We start from the raw sequence: 19,358 nt of genomic DNA on the forward strand, positions 1-19,358 counted from the left end.
GGGCATATTGCCGTGGAAAAAGTGGCAAGGCAAACGGGTTTAGCCACGCACATCGGCGCAGGACGGAAAAAGGCGCCGCCCGCCCGTCATGGCGGGACTGCGCGAAAGGGCCGGAGGTCGCACCTTTCCCGTGGGGGTCGATATTCTGCGACCTCCACAACGCGCCCGGCGCTGCCCACCCCCGACCGGCCGCGCCAGACGGACGTTAATGACTGAACCTCTTCACCATAAGGTGGTTGTCATACACGGTGTCACCTATGCGAACGACACGCGGATCCGTGCCGTAGATCTCGAAGCCGTTGCGCTCGTAGGTCTTGATTGCGGCGATTTCCGTCGACACCACGGCAAGATGCACCTGTTCGACGCGTGCTTCGGCATGGGCAAGAAGCTCTTTGATGAGTCGATCTCCGACACCGTGCCCTCGACTATTCTTCCTCACGTAGACCGTGAAGATATGGCCCCTGTGCTGTGACCTCTTGTCCGCTGAGACATAAAAGCCCGCGACTCCGATCAAGCTCCCGCACCCAAATGCGCCAACGATAGTGCCGCTGAGCCAATGGCGATAAGCCGCCACCATGGCCTCGCCGCCTTCGTCCTCTTCGTGCGATCCAAACGTTTGAGGGTGGTTCTGAAGCGCTTCCGCGCGAATTTCGCGAAAAAGATTCAGATCATCGAGCGTCAATCGTCGGATTTCGAGGTTCGCCTGAGCACTGGAAGCATGTGACGCCATGATCGCCACCTTTCTTTCATAAATGCGAAGGATCGTATCGGCAGGGATTCGTGACCTGTCACATCCCGCCACGGCTCAACAGATACCTCGTGCCCTCTCTCAACCTGTCGATAGCGCGTTCAGGCGAGAGGTAGTCGACTTGGCCGCGCGTCAGACCGATATCCCTGAGCTCCCTGTCGCTCAGGTCCTGCACGGTGACCCGTGGGACCTGGCGCCGCTGCTGAAACGCACGCCAATATTGCTTGAGCAAGCCCAGGACGTTCGGCGTCGATGCGGCCGATGGTCCGGCAGCGTCCTTTTCCGACAAGGCGTCGTCCAGCGCTGCGGCGGACGCCTTGAGGCGTGCCGCCAAAGCCTGGTCGATCGCGTCCTTCGCCTGCACGATCGAGAGGTTGAGGCTGCGCCGTGCGGCATCGCCCTCAATCCCGGGTGAGATGTTCGTCAGTTGGGGTGGCATCGCATGCTCCTGCTGTTGTGCCGGCAGGGAGCGTGGCCAAACAAAAGGCCCCGTCCGATGCCGGCGGGGCCTGGTGGAAAAGATGTCGTCGTCGAATTGCTAGCGCACGACTCCTTCCACGGCCCAGCCGAAGCGGGTCATGTGGTTGCGGTTAATGGTGCGCGAGCATTTGATCATGAGCGGCTCATACCACGGCAATCGTGCAAAATCAAGAGATGTGCGGTGCTTTGCTGCAGCCTAGAGGCGAGCGCCCTGCCCGCCTAGCCACGCACCAGCGAGACCAGCCAGCGGCGGCCGAATAGGACGAGGATCGCGAGCGCGTAGACGATCGTGCCTCCGACGGCGAGCAGGACGAGCGTCAGCTCATCGTGGAAGTGCATTGCGCCCAACCAAGAGCCGCCGAAGCGCGCGATCAGCCAGAAGGCGGCGGCGAGGATGATGCCGGTCACGAGGAATTTCGCGAGCGACACTACCCAAGCGCGGTCCGGCACGAGAAAGCCGCGCCGCACGGCGAAGAACAGCACCAGCAGCAGATTGGTCCAGACGCCGACAGCGGTCGCGAGCGCGAGGCCAATCTGGGCAAGCGATCCCATCAGGGCGACCTTCAGGGCGACGTTGACGGCGATGCCGGTCAACGACGCCCGCACCGGCGTGGCGGTGTCCTTGCGCGCATAGAAGGTCGCAACCGCGCTGCGGATCAGCACGAAGGGGATCAGGCCGATGGCATAGGCCGCGAGCGTGGCGCCGGCTACGGCTGCATCGGCCTTGGAGAACGCACCGCGGGCGAACAGCGCACGCATGATCGCGTCGGGCACGGTGATGAAGGCGGCGACGAACGGGATCGAGAACAGCAGCGTGAAGTCGAAGGCGCGGCGTTGCGCCTTCATCGCGCCGTCATGGTCGTTGGCCGTGATCCGCCGCGACATCTCCGGCAACAGCACGGTGCCGATGGCGATGCCGATCACGCCGATCGGAAGCTGGTTGAGGCGATCGGCATAATACAGCGCCGACAGCGCGCCAGCGGGCAGGAAGGTCGCGATGATGGTGTCGGCGAACAGCGCGACCTGCGTGCCCATCGAGCCCAGCGTTGCCGGCCCGAGCGCTTTGAAGAAGCCGCGAATGTCCTCGTCGAGCCTCAGTGGCGCAAAGCGCGGCAGGCCGCCATGGCGCGCGAGATCGCCCGCGAGCAGGAAATATTGCAGGAAGCCCGAGATCAGCACGCCCCAGGCCGCGGCGTGGCCCGCGGTCGGAAACCAGGCGGCGACCGCCAGCGTCATCATCATGGAGATGTTGAGGAAGATCGACGCCGCCGCGGCGCTGGCAAAGCGCTGCATCACGTTGAGCATGCCGCCATAGAGCGTCACCAGCGTGATCAGCAGCAGATAGGGAAAGGTGATCCGCGTCATCTCGATCGCGAGCCTGCGCTGCTCGGCGTCCTCGCTGAAGCCCGGCGCCAGAATGCTCATCGCCTGCGGCATGAACAGCCAGGCGACGATCAGCAGCACCACCTGCGAAGCCAAGAGCAGCGTGAAGATGCGGTCTGCGAACAGTTTTGCCGCTCCCTCCCCGCGCTCGCCATGAACATGGGCATAGGCCGGCACCCAGGCGGCGTTGAAGGCACCCTCGGCAAAGATCGCGCGAAAATGATTGGGCAGCCGCAGCGCCACGAAGAAGGCGTCGGCCACAGGACCAGCGCCGAGAATCGCCGCGAGCATGATGTCGCGGGCAAACCCTGTCAGCCGCGAGAGCAGCGTGTAACCACCGACCGTGAAGATGCGTCCGAGCATGCGTCTGTTTTAGAGCATGGCGAGATTAGGTCTAGGTGCAAGCCGCGAAGAAGGTTTGCCCCTTCCCCCGCTTGCGGGGGAGGGTTGGGGAGAGGGTGTCTCCACAGCGGGACAGTCCCCAAGAGGAGAGAACCCTCACCCGGCGCTTCGCGCCGACCTCTCCCGCAAGCGGGAGAGGTGAGCCTCACCCCGCGAGCGCGCCGCGGACGGCGGCGATGATTCGCTCCTGGTCGGCTTCGGTCAGATAGGCGTGCATCGGCAGGCTGATGACGTCCTGCGACAGGCTCTCGCAAGCAGGCAGGCCACCCTCGGCGACCGGATACTGCTTGTAGGCGGTCTGCTGGTGCATCGACTTGCCATAATAGATCGCGGTCGGCACGCCCTGGGCCTTCAGCGCAGCGGCGAAGCCGTCGCGGTCGGTGCCCTCAGGCAGGCGGATGGTGTACTGCGCCCAGACCGAGGTGTTGCCCGGCGCCAGACGCGGCACGGTGACGACGTTGGAGAGGCCCCGCGCGTAGCGCTCGGCGACCCTGTTGCGGGCGGCGATCTCGTCGTCGAAAATCTTCAGCTTCTCGATCAGGACCGCGGCCTGCATGGTGTCGATCCGGCCGGTCAGGCCGAGGCGGACGTTGTCGTATTTATCGACGCCCTGCCCGTGCACGCGGATGCTGCGCAGCGTGGCCGCGAGCTCGTCGTCATCGGTGAAGATCGCGCCGCCGTCGCCGAAGCAGCCGAGCGGCTTTGCCGGGAAGAAGCTGGTCGCGGTGGCGAGCCCGAAGGTGCCGAGCTTGCGGCCCTTGTAGCTCGCGCCAAAACCCTGTGCGGCGTCGTCGAGCACGAACAGGCCTTCGGCCTTCGCGATCTCGGCGATGGCGTCGTGATCGGCGGGCTGGCCGAACAGGTCGACCGGAATCACCGCAACAGGCTTGAGGCCCGCCTTGCGTGCGGTCGCGATGCCGCGCTTGAGCGATTCCGGGCTCATGTTGAAGGTGGCTTCGTCGACGTCGACATAAACAGGCGTAGCCCCGGTCCGCGCCACCGGCGAGGCGGTCGCGATGAAGGTGAAGGACGGGCAGAACACGGCATCGCCGGGCCCGACATTCTTCGCCATCATCACCATCAGGATCGCGTCGGTGCCGCTGGCGCAGCCGATCACGTGCTTGGCGCCACTATAGGCCGCAAGCTGCTTCTCGAGCTCGGCGACTTCAGGGCCGTTGACGAACTGGCAATGGTCCATCACGCGCTTGACGGCGGCATCGAGCGAGGCGCCGAGCCGGCGGCGCTGCGAGGCAACGTCGATGAACGGAATGGGTTCGGAACGCAAATGCTGGTTCATGGCCTGGTTCTTGGCGCCTTCTTGCGAGGTCGACATGGAAAGAGTTCAGCCGGCGACGCGGCGCGGACCCTTGCGGGCGGGCGCCGTCGCCGCGGGACGCGACGGCGTCTCGAGGCATTGCGTCGCGATCTCGAGGCTCGCAACGCCCTCGTCACCGGTCACTGCCGGCGTCTCGCCGTTGCGGACGGCCTTGAGGAATGCGATCAGCTCGGCGCGCAGCGGCTCGTCATGGCCGACCGGCAGATGCCGCATCGAGTAGCTGCCGTCCGGTTTGAAGCCGAAGCACTCGGTGACCTGGCGCGTGAGCAGATCGCCCATCACGTATTTGCCGCGGGTCGCGACCGTGACGCTGCGCGCCTTGAACGGCGTCAGCCAGTTGGTGTTGATGTGCGCGAGCACGCCACTCTCGGTGCGGAACTGGAGCAGTGCGATGTCCTCGCGCTCGGCGACCGCGCTCGACAATTGCGGCTGCACCTCGACGATGTCCGATTCGGTGAACCAGCGGATCAGATCGATGTCGTGCACGGCGAGGTCGATGACGACGCCGACGTTCGACATGCGCGGCGGGAACGGGCCGACGCGGGTGATCGCAATGGAGAGAATGTCCTCGCCCGCGATCGCCTGCTTGACCGCAGCGACCGCCGGATTGAAGCGCTCGACATGGCCGACCATCAGCGTCACGCCGGCCTTCTGTGCGGCGGCGACGATCTCGCGGCCTTCCGCGACCGTGGAGGCGATCGGCTTCTCGACCAGCACGTGGATGTTCTTGGCGATGCAGGCGAGCGCGACCTCGTGATGCAGGTGGGTCGGCGCCGCGATGGTGACGGCATCGACGCCGGCCGCGAACAGCTGGTCGATGGTCTCGAAGCCCTGGCAGCTCGCAAGCTCGGTGGTGCGCGTCAAATGCGCCGGCGACGGATCGACCACGCCGACGAGGGTGACGCCGGGAAGACCCGCGAGCACGCGCGCGTGGTTGCTGCCCATTACGCCGGCGCCAATGACACCGACGCGCAAGCCGGCCTTTGCCGGTTGTGACCCTTTGGAACTCATCTGAGCAAACCCCGATTCAACGCAAATCCCCGGGCCGCTTCTAGCACGGACGCCACATTTGTGGCGAATGCCGCCCCAATGGGCCGGACACGATTTGATTCAAAAAATTACACGTTCCCCGGGCCTTAAGCCGAAAAAGATACCGCCTTTTCGGCCCGGGTCGCGTGATTCGGAGCTTGCTGGTTACGACCTTTGATAGTCGTCTTCAATCCGGATGATGTCGTCTTCCCCGAGATAGCTTCCAGTCTGAACCTCGATGAGTTCCAGCATGATTTTACCGGGGTTCTCCATCCGGTGCACCGCGCCCATCGGGATGTAGATGGACTCGTTCTCGTGCACCGTCTTCACGGTTTCGTTGACGGTGACCCGGGCGGCGCCACGGACCACGATCCAGTGCTCGGCGCGATGATGGTGCTTCTGGAGCGACAGGCGCCCGCCCGGCTTCACCACGATGCGCTTGACCTGATGGCGCTCGCCATTGTCGACCGACTGGTAGCTGCCCCAGGGCCGGTGCACCTTGAGGTGCTCCTCGGTGACCTTCGGCGCGACCGTCTTGAGCTTGGTGACGAGGCGCTTCAGGCCATTGGCATCCTTCTGCCGCGAGACCAGCACCGCATCGGCAGTCGCGACCACGACGAGATCGTCGACGCCTTCGAGCGCGACCAGCGCCTGGTCGGTGGTGACGTTGCAATTGCGCGAGTCTTCGAACACCGCGGTGCCGTGCGCGGCATTGCCTTGCGCGTCCTTCTCCGACAGCTCCCACACCGCGAGCCAGGAGCCGACGTCGGACCAGCCGCAGGACACCGGCACGACCGCGGCGCGCGAGGTCTTCTCCATCACCGCATAGTCGATCGAGATCGCCTTCGCCGCGCCGAACGCCTCGGGCTCCAGCGTCACGAAGCCGAGATCGCGGCCGGCATTAGTGACGGCGTTGGAGATCGCTTCCACGCTTCCCGCATCGACCTTGCGGTATTCGTCGAGCAGGACAGAGGCCGGGAACATGAAGTTGCCGCTGTTCCAGAGATAGCCCGAATTGACGTATTCGGCGGCCTTCACCGCGTCCGGCTTCTCGACGAAGCGCGCGACCGCGTGCACCGTGCCGGAGATCGCCTCGCCCGGGCTGATATAGCCGTATTCCGTCGCCGGCCGTTCCGGCTTGACGCCGAAGGTGACGATGCGTCCGGCGCTGGCGGCGGTGAGGCCTTCGCGGCAGGCGGCGACGAAGGCGGCATTGTCCTGCACCACGTGATCGGCGGCGAGCGCGAGCACGATCGCTTCACTCGAACGATTCTGCGCGAACACCGCGCCCGCGGCGATCGCGGGGCCGGAATCGCGCCGCATCGGCTCGAGGATCACGTCGGCCTCGATGCCGATCTCGGCGAGCTGCTCCAGCACCATGAAGCGGTAGGACGCGTTGGTGATGACGATCGGACGATCGAACAGCGCGGCGTCGGAGACGCGCAGCAGCGTGTCCTGGAAGGTCGAGCGCGTGCCGAACAGCGGTAGGAATTGCTTGGGGCGCACCTCGCGCGAAGCCGGCCACAGCCGCGTTCCGGCGCCGCCGCACATGATCAGGGGGATAATGCGTTTGTCCATCGTCATCTCAAACCTTGAAGTAGTCCCGATACCAGGTGACAAAATTACGAACCCCGAGCGCGATCGGCGTTGACGGTGCAAAGCCGGTGTCGCGCATCAGGTCCTCGACATCCGCGAACGTTTCCAAAACGTCTCCCGGCTGCATCGGCAGCAATTCTTTGATCGCCGTCCGACCCAGCTCCTGCTCCAGAAGCCCGACGACATGCATCAGCTCTTCCGGATGGTGGTTGCCGACATTGTAGACCTTAGACGGCGCATTTGCGGCAGCCGGGTCATCTGCGGGCACACGATCGATGAGCTTGGATACTACACGGGTGACGTCGTCAATATAGGTGAAGTCGCGGCGCATTTTGCCATGGTTAAAGAGCCGGATCGGCTGGCCCGCCATGATGGCGTTCACGAACAGAAACATGGCCATATCAGGCCGTCCCCACGGGCCGTAAATGGTGAAGAAGCGCAGGCCCGTGACCGGGAGCCGGTAGAGATGGCTGTAGGACTGCGCCATCAGCTCGTTGGCCTTCTTGGTCGCGGCATAGAAGCTCACGGGATGGTCGGTGCGGTCCTGCACGGCAAACGGCAGTTTTGTATTGGCACCGTAAACGGAGGATGACGAGGCGTAGACGAGATGACGACAGCCGTTGTTGCGGCAGCCTTCGAGCACGTTGAGGAAACCGCTCAGATTGGAATCGGCGTAAGCCTGCGGCTGCTCGATCGAGTAGCGCACGCCGGCTTGCGCGGCGAGATGCACGACTTTGGCAAATCGATGTCGCGCGAACAGCGCCGCCATCGTCGCGCGGTCGGCAAGATCGGCCTCGACGAAGGAGAACCGGGAATCGGTCGCGAGCAGTCCCAGCCGCGCCCGCTTCAGCGCCGGATCGTAATAATGGTTGAGATTGTCGAGTCCGACCACAGGCCGGCCTTCGCCAAGGAGCTGCCGGGCGACGTGAAAGCCGATGAAGCCGGCGGCACCCGTGACCAAAATCGCCTGATCCGTCATCCTGTTCCCACGGGATCCCTAGCTCACGGCGTCCCTTTAGCCACGGTATCGAGGGGGTCGCAAGAGCCCGAGAGCCCTCTTCACGACAGCTATTGCAAGATCGGCGCCAAAACCATACCAAAGCGGCCGAATTCGGCGCCCTGCGTCGGGTTGCCTCAAATCTTCGCAAACCCAGTTCATGCGGGCGAGATGCGCCGAATCCTGCTGTCGACGGCCAAAATCCTGATTTCCGCGGCGCTGCTCTACCTGGCGCTGCGCAAGGTGGATCTGACCGAACTGTTTTCGCGCTTCACCGCGACCAGCCTGTTCTGGATCGCCATGGCGATCGCGATCACGTTCCTGCAAATCTTCGTCGGCGTGCTGCGCTGGCGCGAGATCAGCGCCGAATGCGGCGCGCCGCTCGAGTTCGCCCGGGCCATGCGCTACAACGTGATCGGCGCTTTCTTCAACCAGACGCTGCCCTCCGCAATCGGCGGCGATGCGGTCCGGCTGTGGCTGGTCGCGCGCGCCGGCGCCGGCTGGCGAGCCGCGACCTACTCGATCTTCGTCGACCGCGCGATCGGCTTGATCGCGCTCGCGATCCTCATCGTCGCGAGCCTACCCTGGAGCTACGAGCTCATCACCGATCCGCACGGACGCTCGGCGCTGCTGCTGGTCGACCTCGCCGCGCTTGCAGGCGGGCTCGGCTTCCTGGTCTTCGGCGCGCTGAAATGGTCGTGGTTGAAGACCTGGTGGGCGACCCACCATGTCCACGCCTGCGCCGCGATCGCCAACCGCGTGATCTTCAACACCAGGCGCGGCCCCGTCATCGCGATCCTGTCGCTGCTCATTCACGTGCTCGCCGTCGTGATCGCCTGGTGCGTGGTGCAGTCGATCGCGGCACCGGTCACGTTCGCCCAGGTCTTCCTGCTGGTGCCGCCCGTGATGTTGATCACCCTGATGCCGATCTCGATCGCGGGCTGGGGCGTGCGCGAGGCGACCATGGGCCTCGCCTTCGGCTTCGCCGGGCTTGCCGCCAATGAAGGCGTCAACGTCTCGCTGCTGTTGGGCGCGGTTTCCTTCATCGTCGGCGCCTTCGGCGGCCTCGTCTGGATCCTCAGCGCCGAGAAAGCCGCACAGGGCTCGGCGCAGCTCGGGGTGCCGGAGTGAACCCACCCGCCGATGCCGTTGCCGCCGCGCCCTCGCTGCTTGCCCTCGCGATCGCCGCGCTGATCTCGGCGCTCATCACCAGGACCAGCCGTCCCCTGCTCCAGCGCTACGCGCTGGCGCGACCGAATGCGCGCTCCTCCCATCGCACCCCGACGCCGCAAGGCGCCGGTATCGCGGTGATCTCAGCGACGCTTCTCGTTGCATCGATGTGGGCGACCTGGGCGAACATCGCGATCCCGCCGGCGCTGGTCATTGCGACGATCGTGATCGCGCTGGTCGGATTCGCCGACGATATCGTGTCGCTGCCGGTGCTGGTGCGGCTCGCGCTGCAAGCGGCCTGCGTCGGCGCGGTGGTGTTCACCGCGCCCGAGACGGCGCGCATCGTGCCGGCGCTGCCGCTCGTGCTGGAACGCGGGCTGATCATGCTCGCCGGCGTCTGGTTCGTGAACCTCGTCAACTTCATGGACGGGCTCGACCTGATGACGGTCGCGGAAGTGGTGCCGGTCGCAGCGGCGCTGCTGCTGCTGGGATGGCTCGGCGATCTCTCCTGGCCGGCCGTGCTGATCGCGACGGCGCTGTGCGGCGCCATGCTCGGCTTTGCGCCATTCAACAGGCCGGTCGCAAGAGTCTTCCTGGGGGATGTCGGCAGCCTGCCGATCGGCCTTTTGCTCGGCTGGTGCCTGCTGGAGCTTGCCTGGCACGGACAGCCCGCCGCGGCGCTGCTGCTGCCCGGCTACTATCTTGCGGATTCCACCATCACGCTGTTTCGCCGCATCGCGCGCCGCGAGCAGTTCTGGTCGGCGCATCGCTCGCACTTCTATCAGCGCGCCACCGACAACGGCTTTTCGGTCCCGCGCGTGATCGGCGAGGTGTTCGCTCTCAATCTCGTGCTCGCATTGCTCGCCATCGTCACCGTCCGCGCCGGCGCGATGGCGACCACGCTTGTCTGTCTGCTCGCAGGCGCGATCGCGATCGTAGTCGTGCTGCGCCGCTTCTCCCGCCCTTAGATCTTCTGAGCCGACAGCGCGAGCCGCAGTCCCTCGTCCAGGGAGACCTGTGGCTGCCAGCCGGTCGCGATCGCCTTGGCGAGGTTGAGCTCGAGCGAGCCGATCAGGCTGTCATGCGTATCCTGCCGGCCCATCACGCTGAGCAGCGTCGAGAGCAGGTCCGGCGACATCCCGAACAGCCGCGAGTTCTTGCCGGCCGCCTTCGCCAGCCGCTCGATGAATTCGGGCGTCGAGACCTGCTCGGTGTCGGCGACCAGGAAAATCTCGAAATTGCTCGCGGGATCGGGATGGGTGAGCCGGCGCAGGATGAACGATGACAAATTCTGCACGGCCAGGAACGCGCGGTGATTGCGGATCGCACCGAAAGGCAGCGGCATCCCCAGATTCACCGCGCGCGTCAGCAGCGCGAAATTGCCCTTGGCGCCCGCGCCGTAGACCAGCGGCGGGCGGATCACCGAGATTTTCATGTCGCTGTCGCGCGCCAGCGTCCGCAAGCCCGCTTCAGCAGCGGCCTTGGACATGCCGTAGAGGCCGCGCGGCGTGAGGATGTCGTTCTCGCTGAACGGCGCGCGGCCTTCATTGCTGCGGCCGTGCACGAGAACGGTGCTGACGAAGATGAACTGGCGCGCGCCCGCCGTCGCCGCCGAGCGCGCCAGGTGCAGCGTGCCGGCGATGTTGACGTTGCGGTAGAGCTGGACCGCGTGTTCCTCGTGCTTGTGATGCACGCGCGCGGCGAGATGGACCACGGCGTCCACACCTTCGAGCGCGGCCGTCCAGTCGGTCTCGGGGCCGATCGATTCGATCACGACCTCGTCGTCCATCCCTTCCGGGCTGCGCACCGCACGGCGCACCGACCATCCCTCGCGCGCCAGCGCGGGCGCGACGTGACGGCCGACGAAGCCGCTTGCTCCCGTCACCAGCACGATCGGTTTGCGCTCGCTCATCGTTGCTCCGCCAAAACAGGGTTGCGCAACAATTCGTCGATCAGGCCGGCATAGGCGTTCATCGCGACGGTCCGGTCGAACTTTGCGGCGGCCCTCACCGTGCGCTCCGCCATCGCGCCGTCGCAGGACACGGACGCCGCGCGAATGGCGTCGGCGAGCTGATCGGCGCGGCCCGGCGTCACCACCCAGCCGAGCCCGTTCTCCACCACCGTCAGGGCGGCCTCGGCCTCCGGCTCGGAGACCAGCGCCACGGGGCGCCCGACCGCCAGCAGATTGTAGAAACGGCTCGGCACCGACACCCCCGCAACGTCCTTCCGGTACGGAATGATCCAGAGATTGGCAGCCGCCAGGAACGCCTCGAGCTCGGCATCCTCGACCCGCGCCACGAACGAGACATTGGCGAGGTTCGCCTCGGCCTGCAACTGCTTCAGCCGCTCGAAGCCTATGCCCCAGCCGGACAGCAGGAAGTGGATATCCGGCTCGTCCTTCAAAAGCCGCGCGGCCTCGAACACGATCTCCGGATCATGGGTGAAGCCGAGATTGCCCGACAGGCCGACGATGAAGCGCGCGGACAGCGCTTTCCGGAACGGATTGTCCGGCGTGATCGGCCGCGCCCCGGGCGCGAGCGTCGCCCAGTTCGGGATGAAGCGGATCTTGTTCCGCGTCATCCCGGCATAGCTCAGCAGCGGCCGCTCGGCGTCGCGCCCGATGGTGATGACGGCATTGAGCGCGCGGAACATCAGGCTGTTGGCGGCGCGCATCGTCCGCGTCACGATGGAACCTGGCTTCAGGATTCCCGCCATCACGAGCACGTCGGGGAAGAGGTCGTGCATGATCAGCGCCGAGCGCGCACCCCTCAGCCTTGCTGCCGCAGCAACGGCATAAGGCAGCATGAACGGCGCGGTGACGGTGAGCACGACATCGCCTGCCTTGAGCTCCCGTATCAGTGCAAAGAACGTGCGCGCAGCGAACAGCAGCTCGGATAAGCCGCGCCGCACCAGCGCCGCCTTTCCCGCCATTCTGTTCTTGATGGCGACGATTCGCGGCTTGCCGGGACCTGTCTGCAAGGCCGGCAATGCGCCCGATGAGCCCGACAGCACCACAACCTCATGATCTCCAGCAACGCGGCAGGCGATGTCGGCCATGATCGCCGCGGTCGTGCTCGGATCCGGCGGGTAGTGCTGGCTCGCGACGACGATCTTGCCTCGAGACTGCATGGTCAGGCCGCGGTCGACCCGAATTCCGGAACCGCATCCTTCAGGATCGTCCTGATGGTGGCCCGATCGTCGCGCGCGATTGCCTGCTCCAGCGCGGCGATCCATTTGCGCAGCGTCTGCATCGGCGGCTCGTTCGGCTGCGCGGCCATGATGCCGGCGACGCCGATCTCGCGGGTCGGCTCCTCGGATGCGAACAGGATCTCGTGCAGGCGCTCGCCCGGCCGCATGCCGGTGAACACGATCTCGATGTCGTAGCCGGGCTGCAGGCCCGAGAGGCGGATCATGCGCTCGGCGAGATCGACGATCTTCACCGGCTGGCCCATGTTGAGCACGTAGACCGAGACGTCGGGACGCTCGGTTCCGAGCGCGTGCGTCGCCGCCGTGATGACGAGATCGCAGGCCTCGCGGATGGTCATGAAGTAGCGAACCATGTCGGGATGGGTCACCGTCACGGGGCCGCCGGCCTCGATCTGGGCCTTGAACTTCGGCACCACCGAACCGTTCGACGCCAGCACATTGCCGAACCGGACCGAGATCAGCCGCATCGGCGGCCTGGGGCCGCCGGCACCTGTCGCAAGATCGTGGTCAAGCGCCTGGCAGTACATCTCGGCAAAGCGCTTGGTGAGGCCGAGCATCGACACCGGCTCGATCGCCTTGTCGGTCGAGATCATCACCATGGCCTCGGCGCCGGCGCTGTGTGCGGCATCGGCGACGTTGATCGAGCCGAAGATGTTGGTCTTGACGCCCTCGCTCCAGTCGCGCTCCAGGATCGGCACGTGCTTGAGCGCGGCGGCATGGAACACGATATCAGGCTTGAAGTCGGCCATCAGGCGCATGATGCGCTCGCGGTCGCGAATGTCGGCGATTCGTCCCTCGATCTCGGCCACCGCGCCGTGCGCGGCGAGCGCTTCCGTCACCGCGTAGAGCGCCGGCTCGGAATTCTCCACGATCAGGAGCCGCGCGGCGCCGAACGCGACGACGCGCTCGCAGATCTCCGAGCCGATCGAGCCGCCGCCGCCGGTGACGAGCACCGCCTTGCCCTTGATCAGGGCCTCCAGCCGCGCATAGTCGATGGCCTCGCTCGGCCGCAGCAGCAGGTCCTCGACCGCGACGGCCGTGAGGCGCGGCGTATCGCCGCTCTCGAGCGAGGGCATGCGGTTGACGATTACACCGAGCTTGCGCGCTCGCATCAGGATCGATTCCGGATGCGCCTCCGGCTCGAACGCCGACGGCGTCATGATGAGGCGCGCGATCGCCTTGTTGCGCTTGGCGAAGTCGGCGATGACGTCCTCGATGTCGTCGATGCCGCCCAGCACGGGCACGTTGCGGATGAGCTGGCCGCGATCGGACGTCGAGGGCGACAAGACGCCGACCGGCCAGATGCGCTTGATCGCCCCGCTCTCTATGCCGCGCAGCAGCACCTCGGCATCGGCGGCGCGGCCGATCAGCAGCGTTGGCGCGGCGTCGGCGGTGCGGGCATGGCGCCGCACCCGCGTATAGCGGAAATAGCGATAGGTCATGCGCAACGCGCTGAGGAAAGAGATCTCGAGGAACCAGTAGAGGACGATGGTCACCTTGCCGAGGAAGAAGGCGCCGCGGACGTTGGGGGCGACGAAGATGTAGTCGAGCACCAGTAGCGCCACCGTCAGCACGGTCGCGACGCGGATGATGTTCAGCGCGTCAGGCAGCGAGATGAAGCGCCATTTCGTGGTGGTCAGGTTGAAGAGGAAGAACACGACCACGCTGAAGGCGAGGAAGTAGGGCAGGATCTGGAACAGCAGCGGCAAACGGTCATAGAAGCCGTCGCCGCCCTCGAAACGCAGATAGAACGCGACGAACAGCGCCGCCGCGGTCGCCAGCAGGTCGTGGAGCGCGATCATGAAATTGCGCAAGGTGAGATGCGAAAGCCGCGTCATCCGCCGACCGATGATAATCCCGTGAGTTGCAACCTGACCGCGCTGATAGCCCATCTCGACCAGAGTTGCCAGCCGCGCGGCCGTTCAGGAACCGGCTTCCCCCATCTTCGCCCCGGCCTGTTGTGTCCGGATCACCATGCCGCCGGCAACGCCGACGCCGATGACGTACATCCAGCCCTCGTGGAAGTCGAACAGATGGGAGTTGAACAGCGAGGTGAAGAGGTTCTGAACCACGACCAGCAGCCCGATCCAATGAGCCAGCCCGTCGCCGCGAAACAGCAGCAGATGCAGGATCCAGATCGCGTAGAGAACAACGACGCCGATGATGCCCCATTGCACGGCGACGTTCAGCGTCTGGTTGTGCGGATTGCCGATCACCTCGGCGGAAGCCTGGTACTGCCCGCTGGGGGTGGCAACCTGCTCGAACAATCTGCGCGTCGAGCCCGTGCCGTGCCCCACGATCGGCGCCTCCGCGAAGAAGCCGAGCGATTTCCGCCAGAATTCGAGCCGCAGGCCCAGCGAGGTCGGCTCGCCCTTTTCGACATAGCGCGTGTAGTCGCTGACGAAGGTGTCGGCGGTCTTGCGTAAATACGGCGAAGCCTGCCAGGCGACGGCTGCGCCGACGATCAGGGCGACGGAGATGATCGCGATGCTGCGCCAGCGCAGGTGCAGCAGCGCGAACACGCCGAACATGATCGGAATGGTGACGAGCGCGGTGCGCGACACCACCACGAAGGCCATGTTGACGAAGAAGCCGAGCGCCAGGGCGATCAATAGCCCGGCGAGCCAGTAGCGCTTCTCGCGCAGCAGGGTCACGATCGGATAGGCCAGCGCGACCGCGCACAGCGTGAATTCCTGGCTCTGGTCGATGTAGTTCTTGACGAAGATGCCACGTTCGAGGTGGTCGGGCTTGAGCGTCAGATCGGGATAGAAGGCGACCAGCCACGACATCACCGACAACAGCGCGCAGGACACCAGGAAGGCGATGAATATCCAGTGCCCGCGCGGCGATCGCTCGAAGTGATAGAGCAGGACCGGCAGCACCAGCAGCTTGACGGTCGGACTGAGCGCATAGATGCGCGCACCCCAGGCCGCATCCGACCACAGCGTGCCCACCAATGCGAGCGCGACCATCGCGATCGGCGCCGCGCAGATCGGACGCTTCAGCGATTGCAGGAAGGCGCGGACGTCGAGAAACGGCACCATGCAGACCAGGAACGCCACGTTGAAGATCGCCGCGAGCGAGGTCGACCAGGGCAGCGAGGCCACGGTCAGGATCGCAAGCAGGTCGACCGTCTCGCACCACGCCGCCGGGCTGCGAAAGCGCCGCCACAGCATCTGGGTGGTCGTCTCCCGGGCGAGCGTCGTCGCTTGCTCCGTCAATTGTCCCCTCCCCGCGCGCGATGGACCAGCGCGGTCGTGCTGAATCCCTGGAGGATGTCGACCAGCACAACGGTTCCGCCGGCGGCCTCGACGACCTCGTGGCCGACCACCTGCTCGCGGGTGTAGTCGCCGCCCTTCACCAGCGCGCTCGGCTTGATCCGGGTGATCAGGTCGATCGGTGTGTCCTCCTCGAAGATGACGACGAGGTCGACGGCCTCCAGCGCCGCGAGTACTTCCGCGCGCGCGCGTTCGTCCTGCACGGGACGTTCCGGCCCCTTCAGCCGCCGCACCGAGGCATCGCTGTTGAGGCCGACGATCAGGCGGTCGCAGGCGGCGCGCGCCGCGGTGAGCACCTTGACGTGGCCGGGATGCAGGATGTCGAAGCAGCCGTTGGTGAAGCCGACCCGCAGGCCCTGCCGTTTCCATTCGGCGAGCTGCGCGTCGAGCGCGCCGGGCGCGAGCACGATCTTCTCCTCGGCCGCGAGATAAGCATGCGGCAGGATCTTTTGCCGCAGCTCGGCCGCGCTGACGCTGGCGGTGCCCTGCTTGCTGACGGCGACGGCAGCAGCCGCATTGGCCATGCGCAGCGCCGTATCCCAGTCCGCGCCGGTGGCGAGCGAGACCGCGAGCGCCGCAGCGACAGTGTCGCCGGCGCCGGAGACGTCTCGCACCTTCACCGGGAAAGCCGGCACATGAACGGCCTCGCCATTGCGCGGCACCAGCGTCATGCCATGCTCGCCTTGCGTGACCAGGATCGCCTCGCAATCGGCCAGCCGCATCACGTCCTCGCTGGCATCGACGATGCTCTGCGGCGTGTCGGCGCGGCTGCGGGTAGCTTCCGCAAATTCCTTGCGGTTGGGCGTCAGCAGCGTCGCGCCGCGATAGATCGCCCAATTGAGGCTCTTGGGATCGACGATCACCGGCTTATCGAGCTTTCGCGCGGCATCGATGGTGTGACGAATCACACGCGCGGTCAGCACGCCCTTGGCGTAGTCGGAGAGGAGCACGATGTCGGCGCGCGCGATCTGCGGTAGGATCGCCTCGATCAGCTTCGTCTCGATGTCGTCGGAGGCCGCGACCGCCTGCTCCCAATCCGCGCGCAGCATATGCGTCGAAAAATGCTCGGAGACGAAGCGGACTTTGCGCGTGGTCGGCCGCGACGGATCGCACACCAGCACGCTTTCGATTCCACCCTGTTCGGCCAGCGCCGAGGCGAGCCGCCCGCCCGCATCGTCCTCGCCGACGAGCCCGACGAAGACACAGCGCGCGCCGAGCGAGGCGACATTGCGCGCGACGTTGCCGGCGCCGCCGATATGGATCTCGCTGCGCTGGGCAACGATGACAGGCGTCGGCGCTTCCGGAGAGATCCGCGACACCTCGCCATAGACGAACTCGTCCAGCATGATGTCGCCGATGCACAGCACCGTGCGGCGGCTGATGGCTTGCGCGAGCGCATCGAAATCGAGAATGGGGGTCGGCATGATCCTGAAACCTCAGCGGAAGCGGTCGGGCCGGTCGAGATAATCCCCGACATAGGCTTTCACCGCGTCCTCGAGCGTCGTGAAGCCACCGTTATAGCCGGCGCGGTGGAGGCGATCGACCTCGCTCTGGGTGAAGTACTGGTAGGCGCCGCGAATGCTTTCGGGCATGTCGACATATTCGATGTTCGGCCTAGTGCCGAGTGCCGCATAGGCGGCTAACATCAGGTCCTTGAAGCTGCGTGCCTTGCCGGTTCCGACGTTGAAGAGGCCGGACACCGACGGCGTCGCCAGCAACCACATCACGACGCGCACGACATCGTCGACATAGATGAAATCGCGGTGCTGATCGCCGTCGGCGATGCCTTCGCGATGCGACTTGAACAGCTGCACGACACGGCCCGCTCTGACATCGTCGAAGCGGCGCGCCAGCACGCTCATCATCGAGCCCTTGTGGTATTCGTTGGGGCCGAACACGTTGAAGAATTTCAGGCCCACGCATTGCGGCGGCAGCGTCTCGCCTCGCGCGACGCGCTCGGCGACGGCGAGATCGAACATGTGCTTGCTCCAGCCGTAGAGATTCATCGGCCGCAGTTTCTTCAGCGCTTGCACCGAACCATCGTCGTCAAAGCCCGTCTCGCCGTCGCCATAGGTCGCCGCCGACGAGGCGTAGATGAACGGCACCATATTCGTGGTGCACCAGTCCAGCAGACGCATCGACAGACGGAAATTGGTCTCGATCACGAGGTCGCCGTCGGTCGCGGTGGTCGCGGAAATGGCCCCGAGATGGATCATTGCGTCGAGCTTGCGGCCCTTCAGCCAGTCGGGCAGCTCGACCGGTGGGACGATATCCACAAGCTGCCGCTTGGCGAGGTTGCGCCATTTGCCGTCGTTGCCGAGCAGATCGCAGACCACGACGTCGCTGCGGCCGGCCTCGTTCAGCGCGGCGACGACATTCGATCCGATAAAACCGGCCCCGCCGGTCACCAGCAACATTCCGAAATCCCTGCCCGATGTTTTGCGACCCGATACCTGCCGTAGCGCATCATCTGCCAAAGTGTAAGCATTTTGGGGCAGGCGCTTTTGGACTTGGGCTCTCCCGGCTTTACGTCCCGGCCCGGAGCAGCTAACCGAACCGCCACCTCACCTCGCCTCAGCCCTATAAACAAATGAATTCAGATTCGCAATTTAGTGGAGATGCAGATCGGAGCGACACACGCCCGATCCTGATCATTCCCTATATGTGGATCGGCGATTTCGTCCGGAATCACACTGTTATCCGGGTCCTGAAGGAGCGCTGGCCCAATCGGCCGGTCGATCTGCTGACAACCTCGCTCTGCGCCCCGCTGGTCGACTACATGCCCGGCGTGCGCGAGGGCATCGTCTGGGACCTCCCCCGCAGCCAGCTGGCCGTTGGCCGTCAGTTGGGCCTGGCGAAGCTCCTGCGCGAGCGGAACTACGGCACGGCCCTGGTGCTGCCCCGGACCTGGAAGGCCGCCATTGCGCCCGCGCTGGCCGGCGTCCCCGAACGGGTCGGCTTTGTCGGCGAATTCCGGTTCGGCCTGCTCAACCGCTGGCGCTGGGGCGAGAAGAAGCTGCCCCGCTTCATCGACAAGAACGCCGCCCTCGCCCAGCCCGACGGCGCTCCCCTGCCGGCGGAATGGCCGGTGCCGCAACTCCGGGTGCCGGCCGAGGAGATCGTCCGCTGGCGGCAGGCCAATGGCATCCGTGCCGGGGCAGCCGTGGCGCTTGCCCCCGGCTCGGTCGGGGTGTCAAAACGCTGGACCTACTATCCGGAGGCCGCCCGCCTGCTGGCCGAGCGCGGGCTTGAGGTCTGGGTGGTCGGCGGCCCCGGCGAAAAGGGGCTGGCCCAGGAGATCGTCGCCGCCGGCGGCCCGGGGGTGCGGGACCTCACCGGCAACGATTTGCGCAACGGCGTCCTGGCCATGGCCGCGGCCGGTGTCGCCATCTCCAACGATTCCGGCCTGATGCACATCGCGGCTGCTCTCGGCACGCCCACCATGGGCATTTTCGGCCCGACCAGCCCCTATCTCTGGGCGCCGTTGAACGGTCTTGCCGCCACCGTGGTCCAGGACAAGAGCGTGCTCTCCTGCCAGCCCTGCCAGAGCACGATCTGCCGGATGAACGACCACCGCTGCATGCGGGATATCGCGGCGAGCGAGGTGGTGGCGATTGCGGAGAGGGTGCTGGGTGAGGCCGGAGTACGGGCTGGGACGTGAGGCCGCCGCAGCTTCGTCGACGATGACATCATGCCACTGTATTGCCCGACGCGTCAAATCGACTTCGTAAA

Annotated in this window: 16 protein-coding genes; 3 read left to right on the top strand and 13 right to left on the bottom strand. The window is 65.6% G+C overall.

Annotated features, from left to right (window positions below; genetic code table 11):
• Positions 1 to 205: 205 nt before the first annotated feature.
• From I3J27_RS25580 to I3J27_RS25610, 7 genes are all read right to left on the bottom strand, one after another.
• Positions 206 to 730 carry a GNAT family N-acetyltransferase gene (locus I3J27_RS25580; protein WP_270172883.1) on the bottom strand — a complete coding sequence of 175 codons (525 nt, stop codon included), beginning with the start codon at positions 728 to 730 and terminating at the stop codon, positions 206 to 208.
• Between the two features lie 58 nt (positions 731 to 788).
• Positions 789 to 1,187, bottom strand: a complete 399-nt coding sequence (locus I3J27_RS25585; RefSeq protein WP_270161662.1) for a DUF1127 domain-containing protein — start codon at positions 1,185 to 1,187, stop codon at positions 789 to 791.
• A gap of 260 nt (positions 1,188 to 1,447) precedes the next feature.
• Positions 1,448 to 2,974, bottom strand: a complete 1,527-nt coding sequence (gene murJ / locus I3J27_RS25590; RefSeq protein WP_270161663.1) for a murein biosynthesis integral membrane protein MurJ — start codon at positions 2,972 to 2,974, stop codon at positions 1,448 to 1,450.
• 184 nt (positions 2,975 to 3,158) lie between these two features.
• The gene (locus I3J27_RS25595; RefSeq protein ID WP_270161664.1) at positions 3,159 to 4,346 is read right to left on the bottom strand and encodes a DegT/DnrJ/EryC1/StrS family aminotransferase; all 1,188 of its coding nucleotides are present in this window, start codon (positions 4,344 to 4,346) and stop codon (positions 3,159 to 3,161) included.
• A 9-nt stretch (positions 4,347 to 4,355) separates the two neighbouring features.
• Entirely contained in the window at positions 4,356 to 5,360 is a 1,005-nt protein-coding gene (locus I3J27_RS25600) for a Gfo/Idh/MocA family protein (protein WP_270161665.1), read from the bottom strand.
• Between the two features lie 183 nt (positions 5,361 to 5,543).
• On the bottom strand, positions 5,544 to 6,956 hold the full coding sequence (locus I3J27_RS25605; RefSeq protein WP_270161666.1) for a mannose-1-phosphate guanylyltransferase/mannose-6-phosphate isomerase: 1,413 nt from the start codon (positions 6,954 to 6,956) through the stop codon (positions 5,544 to 5,546).
• 7 nt (positions 6,957 to 6,963) lie between these two features.
• Positions 6,964 to 7,953 carry an SDR family NAD(P)-dependent oxidoreductase gene (locus I3J27_RS25610; protein WP_270161667.1) on the bottom strand — a complete coding sequence of 330 codons (990 nt, stop codon included), beginning with the start codon at positions 7,951 to 7,953 and terminating at the stop codon, positions 6,964 to 6,966.
• A 189-nt stretch (positions 7,954 to 8,142) separates the two neighbouring features.
• On the opposite strand from I3J27_RS25610, the gene I3J27_RS25615 reads away from it, so the two are divergent.
• Both I3J27_RS25615 and I3J27_RS25620 read left to right on the top strand, forming a co-directional pair.
• Positions 8,143 to 9,102, top strand: a complete 960-nt coding sequence (locus tag I3J27_RS25615) for a lysylphosphatidylglycerol synthase transmembrane domain-containing protein (RefSeq protein WP_270161668.1) — start codon at positions 8,143 to 8,145, stop codon at positions 9,100 to 9,102.
• The gene (locus I3J27_RS25620) at positions 9,099 to 10,109 is read left to right on the top strand and encodes an MraY family glycosyltransferase (RefSeq protein WP_270161669.1); all 1,011 of its coding nucleotides are present in this window, start codon (positions 9,099 to 9,101) and stop codon (positions 10,107 to 10,109) included. The genes I3J27_RS25615 and I3J27_RS25620 overlap by 4 nt, the downstream gene beginning before the upstream one ends.
• Here the strand turns inward: I3J27_RS25620 and I3J27_RS25625 are convergent.
• The 6 genes from I3J27_RS25625 to rfaD form a co-directional block, all read right to left on the bottom strand.
• Complete coding sequence (locus tag I3J27_RS25625) at positions 10,106 to 11,053, bottom strand: NAD-dependent epimerase/dehydratase family protein (RefSeq protein ID WP_270161670.1); 948 nt, start codon at positions 11,051 to 11,053, stop codon at positions 10,106 to 10,108. The genes I3J27_RS25620 and I3J27_RS25625 overlap by 4 nt on opposite strands.
• The gene (locus I3J27_RS25630; protein WP_270161671.1) at positions 11,050 to 12,270 is read right to left on the bottom strand and encodes a glycosyltransferase family 4 protein; all 1,221 of its coding nucleotides are present in this window, start codon (positions 12,268 to 12,270) and stop codon (positions 11,050 to 11,052) included. Before I3J27_RS25630 ends, I3J27_RS25625 begins: the two co-directional genes overlap by 4 nt.
• A gap of 2 nt (positions 12,271 to 12,272) precedes the next feature.
• Entirely contained in the window at positions 12,273 to 14,186 is a 1,914-nt protein-coding gene (locus I3J27_RS25635; protein ID WP_270161672.1) for a nucleoside-diphosphate sugar epimerase/dehydratase, read from the bottom strand.
• Positions 14,187 to 14,270: 84 nt separating this feature from the next.
• Positions 14,271 to 15,524, bottom strand: coding sequence for an O-antigen ligase family protein (locus I3J27_RS25640; RefSeq protein WP_270172884.1), 1,254 nt, complete (start codon positions 15,522 to 15,524; stop codon positions 14,271 to 14,273).
• A gap of 41 nt (positions 15,525 to 15,565) precedes the next feature.
• Positions 15,566 to 17,050, bottom strand: coding sequence for a D-glycero-beta-D-manno-heptose-7-phosphate kinase (rfaE1, locus tag I3J27_RS25645; RefSeq protein WP_270161673.1), 1,485 nt, complete (start codon positions 17,048 to 17,050; stop codon positions 15,566 to 15,568).
• Between the two features lie 12 nt (positions 17,051 to 17,062).
• Positions 17,063 to 18,043 (bottom strand): ADP-glyceromanno-heptose 6-epimerase, encoded by a 981-nt coding sequence (gene rfaD, locus I3J27_RS25650; protein WP_270161674.1) that lies wholly within the window; start codon positions 18,041 to 18,043, stop codon positions 17,063 to 17,065.
• 173 nt (positions 18,044 to 18,216) lie between these two features.
• Here rfaD and waaF point away from each other — a divergent pair, with 173 nt between their 5' ends.
• A complete protein-coding gene (waaF, locus tag I3J27_RS25655) occupies positions 18,217 to 19,287 on the top strand; it encodes a lipopolysaccharide heptosyltransferase II (RefSeq protein ID WP_270161675.1) in 1,071 nt (356 codons plus the stop codon).
• Positions 19,288 to 19,358: the final 71 nt, after the last annotated feature.

The sequence above is a fragment of the Bradyrhizobium xenonodulans genome, assembly GCF_027594865.1.
GTDB classification, from domain to species: domain Bacteria; phylum Pseudomonadota; class Alphaproteobacteria; order Rhizobiales; family Xanthobacteraceae; genus Bradyrhizobium; species Bradyrhizobium xenonodulans.

Coding starts and splice junctions, on each gene's coding strand:
- waaF (WP_270161675.1), top strand. CDS start 18,217: ATGAATTCAGATTCGCAATTTAGTGGAGATGCAGATCGGAGCGACACA.
- rfaD (WP_270161674.1), bottom strand. CDS start 18,043: ATGTTGCTGGTGACCGGCGGGGCCGGTTTTATCGGATCGAATGTCGTC.
- I3J27_RS25600 (WP_270161665.1), bottom strand. CDS start 5,360: ATGAGTTCCAAAGGGTCACAACCGGCAAAGGCCGGCTTGCGCGTCGGT.
- murJ (WP_270161663.1), bottom strand. CDS start 2,974: ATGCTCGGACGCATCTTCACGGTCGGTGGTTACACGCTGCTCTCGCGG.
- I3J27_RS25580 (WP_270172883.1), bottom strand. CDS start 730: ATGGCGTCACATGCTTCCAGTGCTCAGGCGAACCTCGAAATCCGACGA.
- I3J27_RS25610 (WP_270161667.1), bottom strand. CDS start 7,953: ATGACGGATCAGGCGATTTTGGTCACGGGTGCCGCCGGCTTCATCGGC.
- rfaE1 (WP_270161673.1), bottom strand. CDS start 17,050: ATGCCGACCCCCATTCTCGATTTCGATGCGCTCGCGCAAGCCATCAGC.
- I3J27_RS25595 (WP_270161664.1), bottom strand. CDS start 4,346: ATGTCGACCTCGCAAGAAGGCGCCAAGAACCAGGCCATGAACCAGCAT.
- I3J27_RS25605 (WP_270161666.1), bottom strand. CDS start 6,956: ATGGACAAACGCATTATCCCCCTGATCATGTGCGGCGGCGCCGGAACG.
- I3J27_RS25635 (WP_270161672.1), bottom strand. CDS start 14,186: ATGACGCGGCTTTCGCATCTCACCTTGCGCAATTTCATGATCGCGCTC.
- I3J27_RS25625 (WP_270161670.1), bottom strand. CDS start 11,053: ATGAGCGAGCGCAAACCGATCGTGCTGGTGACGGGAGCAAGCGGCTTC.
- I3J27_RS25630 (WP_270161671.1), bottom strand. CDS start 12,270: ATGCAGTCTCGAGGCAAGATCGTCGTCGCGAGCCAGCACTACCCGCCG.
- I3J27_RS25640 (WP_270172884.1), bottom strand. CDS start 15,524: ATGCTGTGGCGGCGCTTTCGCAGCCCGGCGGCGTGGTGCGAGACGGTC.
- I3J27_RS25615 (WP_270161668.1), top strand. CDS start 8,143: ATGCGCCGAATCCTGCTGTCGACGGCCAAAATCCTGATTTCCGCGGCG.
- I3J27_RS25585 (WP_270161662.1), bottom strand. CDS start 1,187: ATGCCACCCCAACTGACGAACATCTCACCCGGGATTGAGGGCGATGCC.